Origin of the sequence: Desulfoluna sp., assembly GCF_030145185.1 — a bacterium.
GTDB lineage: Bacteria > Desulfobacterota > Desulfobacteria > Desulfobacterales > Desulfolunaceae > Desulfoluna.
In genome coordinates this window covers 49,902-55,901 of record NZ_JAQYWB010000041.1, presented here as the reverse complement: position 1 = coordinate 55,901, position 6,000 = coordinate 49,902, and the positions used below count along the sequence as shown (strand labels likewise).

Sequence of the window (6,000 nt, the reverse complement as noted above, 5' to 3'; positions counted from 1 at the left end):
AAGGCATCAGAGCTGAAGATGTAGTGGTTTACCTCAAAGCTCTGATAACGCGGCAGATGAGTGCACCCGGCGCGCCCGAAGGGTGAGAAAATCAGACAGAATACCGTGGATTACATTTTGCATTTTTGAAACGACTGAAAATATTACTGCAAAGATCTGTAATTACGAATTATTCCTTAGTCCTGATTGTTTTCACATGAAATATCCGGGCTAAGGCTGGCGTGGTGCCTGATCATGCCGCCGCATGGTAAACGCGATTTCGCCCTTTTTCTTTGGCCTGATACAATTGCAGATCCGCATCGCGGACCAGGCAGGATAATTCCTGATGGTGGTCATTTAACTCTGCGGCACCGATACTGATAGTGACCTGCATCTTTTCATTCTCTGTTTGAAAGGGGGTGTCGCAAATGGTCTTTCGGAGACGTTCGGCAGCGATCAATGCCTGGGAGAGATTGCATTGGGGAAGAAAGATGAGAAATTCTTCTCCGCCCACCCTTCCGAGCCCGTCCACTTCTCGGAGTCTGCGTTTACAGCGATGGACCAATTCGACAAGAACCCTGTCTCCGGCAGGATGGCCGAAGCGATCGTTTACCTGTTTAAAATGATCGATATCCACCATGAGCGCCGTCAGAGGGGTGTGAAATCGTTTTGCCGATTTCATGAGAAAGTCTCCCATTTCTTCGATTTTTCTTCGGCTTAAGGCCAGGGTTAATTCGTCGGTTTCAACAAGGGCTTTCAATTTGGCTATGGCTGAAAATTCACGGCGTCTGGATGTCTCCATATGGAAATAGAAATAGATTCCAGAGATGTTTGCGAGGCAAAAGCAGAGAATCGTCGTTATCATCGATGAGAAGGGGGTCTGCGTCATAAAGACACCGGCGCACAAATATAAAACAGAGCCGCCAAGTCCTCCGATTAAGGGCGCAATAAGGCTCGGTGGAGAAAAAAGATAGTAGGCAAACACAATAAAAGAGGTCGCCGTGATGTTTAGGGTGCCCGCGAGGGGAGCCTTCATGACGAGCTCGAGGATCTCGGTGATCATGACAATGGACATGTAAGTGGTCAAGGCCATGCTGTGCATGGGAGAGGCTTTTCGGTTGAAATAGAGCAGGCCAATGGCGGCGATACCGACCAGCCCTGCAAAGGCTCTTGCGCTCAGGATAAGGGTGAATTTCAGACCCGGACCGAGATCATAATAATCACCGAAGCCTGCAAGCAGGTAGACGGTCGCGGTGATCAGATAGATAAACCGCAGCCTTTCTTGGAGGTAAGGCCACTGATAGTCCTTGAACTGTTTTTCTAATTTGGCATTTTTGAATTCGCAGAGATGATTGAGCTCGGTCATATAATAGCTTTTTTTCTGTTTTAGGGATGGGCGGAAAAAGGACGGGCCGTTGTGGGCTGCTTTTACCGGAGAAATTCGATATAAGAGGGGGGTGGATTATAAACAGGGAATTTTGAGTAGGCATGTAAAAAATTCACATGTTCTCCCGACGCTGTGTGTAGAAAAAGGAATGTCCTATTTTTAAGGTCTACTCTATTATAAAGACATATATATCTTATATTCTTTATCAGCTTTTAATAGGAATTTGAAGTTAAATTAAACGGGTTGAATAGTTTTTGGGTCTGCCGGGTGTGGGTACTCCTCCTCTTTGAGGATGCATTTATCAAGGACTCTGCGATTGGAGAGGGCTGCTGTGCCCACCTGTTCGCCTTCATCGTTCTTTGTGCCATGGACTCTTGGCTTGACAGGACGTCTTGATGAGATGTATTAGAATGAACATTCGTTCTAATAGATTTCAAGCCAGAGGAGCCGACGTGATCAACTTAACGGAAATCAAAGACACAACCCAGCTGACTCGCCAGGAGCTCATCCTGATGACCGCCTTGCGTCTCTTTACCGCTCGGGGCTACTTCAATACCTCGATTCACGATATCCAGCGTGAGTCCAAGGTCAGCATCGGATCGATCTACCACTATTTTAAAAACAAAGAGGGGATCGCCCGAGAGCTCTTCACCGGGCTTGTAACGGCCATGGATGAAGGCATGGACCAGATCGACCGCAGCCACACCACCGCCCATGACCGGTGTGGGGCCGCCCTCGCCTGGCTTATGGACCTCACCCGGCGCACGCCGTCTGTGATGCAGTTTATCCTCTATGCCCGGCATCGTGAGTTCCTTCCCGAAGAGAAACCCATCTGTTCCTCCGGCCCCTTTCTCCGTATGAAAGAGATGGTCAGGCGGGGCATGGAAGAGGGGGAAATTCGGGAGATGGACTTAACCGTCGCCGCCGCGTCCCTGTTCGGCAGCGGTATCCGGATGATTCACCTGGAGCTGGACGGAGTCCTGGAACGGCCCGTTGCAAGCTATCTCGATGAGGTTTGGGACTGCGCCTGGCGTTCGGTGGCTGCCGGATGAAAAACGTGCCTCCGGCGGGCAGGGGATAAATCCCCTGCACCCCAGGTTCGCGAATGCTCGTGGCTCTCGTGCCTCGAGCCGATCACATTCGCTGACGGGCTGCGCCCGTGGTCAACAGTATGGGTTATTTTCTTCTGCGAATTGACAGCCATTAGCCATTAGCCATTAGCCATTAGCCATTAGCCATTAGCCATTAGCCATTAGCCATTAGCCATTAGCCATTAGCCATTAGCCATTAGCCATTAGCCATTAGCCATTAGAACGAATATTCGTTCTGATCATATACAAACAATATAAAATGGAGAAATATCCTATGAAAACAACAAAAATATGGACACTGTCCAGCCTTGCCCTGATTCTTTGCCTCTTTATGATGGCGACAGCCGCCTTTGCCCAGGGGCTTGATGATCGTGACGCCCTTGAAGGCGTCACCTCCGGCAAGGCTTTTTTTGACATCAACCTTGGCCAGGCCGAAAGCCTGCCCCTTTACCTTGATGTGATCGGGATGACCCATCAGGGACTGATTAAGCAGGGCGTGACCCCTGAATTTGTCGTGGCCTTTCGCGGGCCTGCCGTTCAGTTCATCATCGGAAAAAACCAGGTCAAGGACAGCAAGCAGGTCGCCGTCTTCGAGCAGATCGCTGTGAAAGTCCGTGAGCTTAATGCCCTGGGGGTAAAATTTGAGGCCTGCGCCATCGCCACCGGTTTGTTTCAGGTCGACAACAGCGCCGTTCTCCCCGAGATCAAGATCGTGGGCAACACCTTTATCTCTCTGATCGGCTACCAGGCCCAGGGGTACGGCACGGTCCCCATCATGTAAACTATCTGTCGGTGCATTCCCGAACAGAACCCTGTCTTTATGAGAGATCATGGAGACGGGGTTTTTTTATTTGGTGCTGCATAAATAAGACTCTAATATGACAGTGGTATTTTATTGTTGTGTTGTCCTGTCTGTGATCTCCCGGGTCACGAGAAGACCTCTCAAATTCAGTCGATATGCTGGCACATCATCGTAAGGACGGTTTCAGAATAGGCTCCTTACATTCTTTCCTGTTTTAATTATCGTACAGGCTATCCATTCATTTTAAATGATCGAATCACAGCGGCCCTGTTTTTTAACAGAGCGGTTGGGCTCTTAAATTAATTGGATACCCAGGCGATCACTTTTTACTTGCTTTCTGCTGGTTGTAACGTATTAGCTTTCCCTTAGCATTAATGTATTGTAGTTAACTTTTTACTTTATTAATCTGTATTGTTTTTTAAAGATTAGTTCTGCCTTCCCGACTTAATTAGGAGAAATAAATGAATAATTGTGGATTTTTTGGCAGTGCAAAAAAAATGAGAACGGTCCTGGCAACGGCATTGCTTGTTTTTTTTATATTGGCGGTGGCCGGTTGCGGTGGCGGTTCAGATTATGATCAAATCAGCGGTGTGGCGGCTAAGGGGCTTATACGTTACGGGACCGTCAACATATTTGAAATTGATGAAAGCGGTGCCAAAGGGGACCTCCTGGAAACCACCATGACGAACGCGGATGGGCGGTATTCGGTCATGGTTCGTCATGCGATGCGCCTGTATGTTGAGGTGACGGGGGGGGCCTATATTGATGAGGCCACCGGGGATGAGATTGATAGGGGGGAGCACGATGTCTTGCGGGCGGTGGTTGCAGCTCATGCAGACGGAGAATTGACCGTTGCCGTCACCGATCTCACCGAGGTCGCTGTCCGGATCGCAGAGAAAATGGACGGTGGATTGACCGCGGCGAACATCGTTTCATCCAATACAAAAGTATCCAGAATATTGGGCGTGGATGCATCGGGGGCACCGGTCATGGATATCACCACGGTCAACCCGGTGGATATCACCGATCCCAATGCCTTTGATGATGGCGATGAGAACCAGCAGCGGTATGCAAAAATGCTCGCCGTTCTCTCCCAGGCGGCTGAAAATGATACGGCAAAAGAATCGGGGGAAATACTCGATGACCTGGCGGCATATATGGGGGGGAATGCCCCTGTGGGCTCTGTTTCCATGGCACCGACCCTGACCCAGGCTGCTGGGGATTTTTTTAAAGCAGAAAACAAGCATAATGCGACGGGCGAGACGGATTTTCACGAGATCCAGACGGCTGTTTCTCAGGCCAGGTATACCCCGTCCAAGCGTGTGGTGGGTATTTCCGTGTTCAAGCCAGCGGGGGATGAACCCAAGCCACAGGAGGACGAGGTACTCATGAAGGCCTCTTTTTTATATGATGGGGCGAATAACCTTTCAAAAGTACACATTTCAGATTCAATTGGGTTTATACGAACCTTTTTAGGTTCGGCATTGGAAAATTCAGTTGTGAATGTGGATTTGAAACATAAAGCATCCGGTGCGTTGGCTTCTTTGACGGTGACTGGTGAAAACGGTGAGTCGCTTTTAAATCTCGATAACACGTATAATGACCGGAGGCAGCTCGATACGGCCCTTGTCAATAAAGGGGGCACGGATTTTTTAACCGCAAAATTCAGGGGCGGCAACCTGTATGACATCGCTTCCTGTGTGTTTAAAGGGTTTACGTTTCAAACAAGCCTGGATCAAACAGGGCGCATGGAAAACCTGGGAATCCAAATGCCCTCGTTCAATCAACCCCTCGATGCGAGGATTTGGCGTTTGCCTATCGGTCGGGTTGACAGGGTCCTTTTTGTCCCAGGATCGGCCCCAAGGGTCTTAGAGGACTCCTTTTGCCTTGGCGGGGACTGGTTTGGCTACGATGCGAGCGGGACTCTGGAAACCGTGATTGCGGTGTTTGGTCGGGGAACGGCGAAAGATGTTGATTCTTTGGCAACGGCATGCCTTGGTGCGAAGGATTTGGATAACCATGAATTACAGGCGGATTCGGATGGGTTCGCCATCGATGCCATTCAGTACACCGAATACCACTATAGGCCGGGGGAAAATGGGGGCAAAGAGATTGAACGGATCGATGTGAAATTCATTATTAATGAAGATGAAGATATTACTAAGTTTTCGGTTTTATTTAAGGAGTGCACGGGTGAGGGGCTGAACCAACGGATCGAATTGCACAAGACGATTAATGAAAAAGATCGCCTCATGAGTTATGCCGTGGTGACCTGCGAGGAGGGCCAGATGAAGAGAAACGTCTGGGGTGATGCGTTGACAGACGTGGTTCGTATCGGATATCGCAATGTTTTTTTGGTCCTCATGTCTCCGAGATTGTTTATCTTTTTCTAAATTTCTGGGCTTATGATGCCTTTGGCCGGGATCATCGGATCATTCTTTTTCGTCTCCAGGTTTCGCCCGGGGGCGAGAAAAGTCGCCGTGCGTCACCCGTTGTTTTATCTCACCCATCCTCGTTCCCAATCTCTGATTGGGAACGCACTTCGGAGGCTCCGCCTCCATAGTGGATACCGCCACAACCTGTAAATTTATTCACACACCATCGCGATCCCTCACCGGCAAGGCAGAGCCTTGCACACCCCACCCCCGGACGGAGCCCCACCTCTTATCACATCCCAACGAGAGACTTTTTTCCATCGGTATCACGTTAATGCCGCGGCGGAGCACGGCGCGCCCGAAAAT

4 protein-coding genes are annotated in these 6,000 nt (G+C 49.6%); 3 read left to right on the top strand and 1 reads right to left on the bottom strand.

Going from position 1 to position 6,000, the window contains the following annotated elements; all coding sequences use genetic code 11:
- Positions 1-232 precede the first annotated feature (232 nt).
- The gene (locus Q1Q75_RS14160) at positions 233-1,345 is read right to left on the bottom strand and encodes a diguanylate cyclase (RefSeq protein WP_300671911.1); all 1,113 of its coding nucleotides are present in this window, start codon (positions 1,343-1,345) and stop codon (positions 233-235) included.
- A gap of 473 nt (positions 1,346-1,818) precedes the next feature.
- Here Q1Q75_RS14160 and Q1Q75_RS14155 point away from each other — a divergent pair, with 473 nt between their 5' ends.
- The 3 genes from Q1Q75_RS14155 to Q1Q75_RS14145 all read left to right on the top strand — a co-directional run bounded on the left by Q1Q75_RS14155 (position 1,819) and on the right by Q1Q75_RS14145 (position 5,652).
- Positions 1,819-2,418, top strand: a complete 600-nt coding sequence (locus tag Q1Q75_RS14155; protein WP_300671908.1) for a TetR/AcrR family transcriptional regulator — start codon at positions 1,819-1,821, stop codon at positions 2,416-2,418.
- Positions 2,419-2,731: 313 nt separating this feature from the next.
- Positions 2,732-3,238, top strand: a complete 507-nt coding sequence (locus Q1Q75_RS14150; protein ID WP_300671905.1) for a DsrE family protein — start codon at positions 2,732-2,734, stop codon at positions 3,236-3,238.
- 482 nt (positions 3,239-3,720) lie between these two features.
- On the top strand, positions 3,721-5,652 hold the full coding sequence (locus tag Q1Q75_RS14145) for a hypothetical protein (protein ID WP_300671902.1): 1,932 nt from the start codon (positions 3,721-3,723) through the stop codon (positions 5,650-5,652).
- Positions 5,653-6,000: the final 348 nt, after the last annotated feature.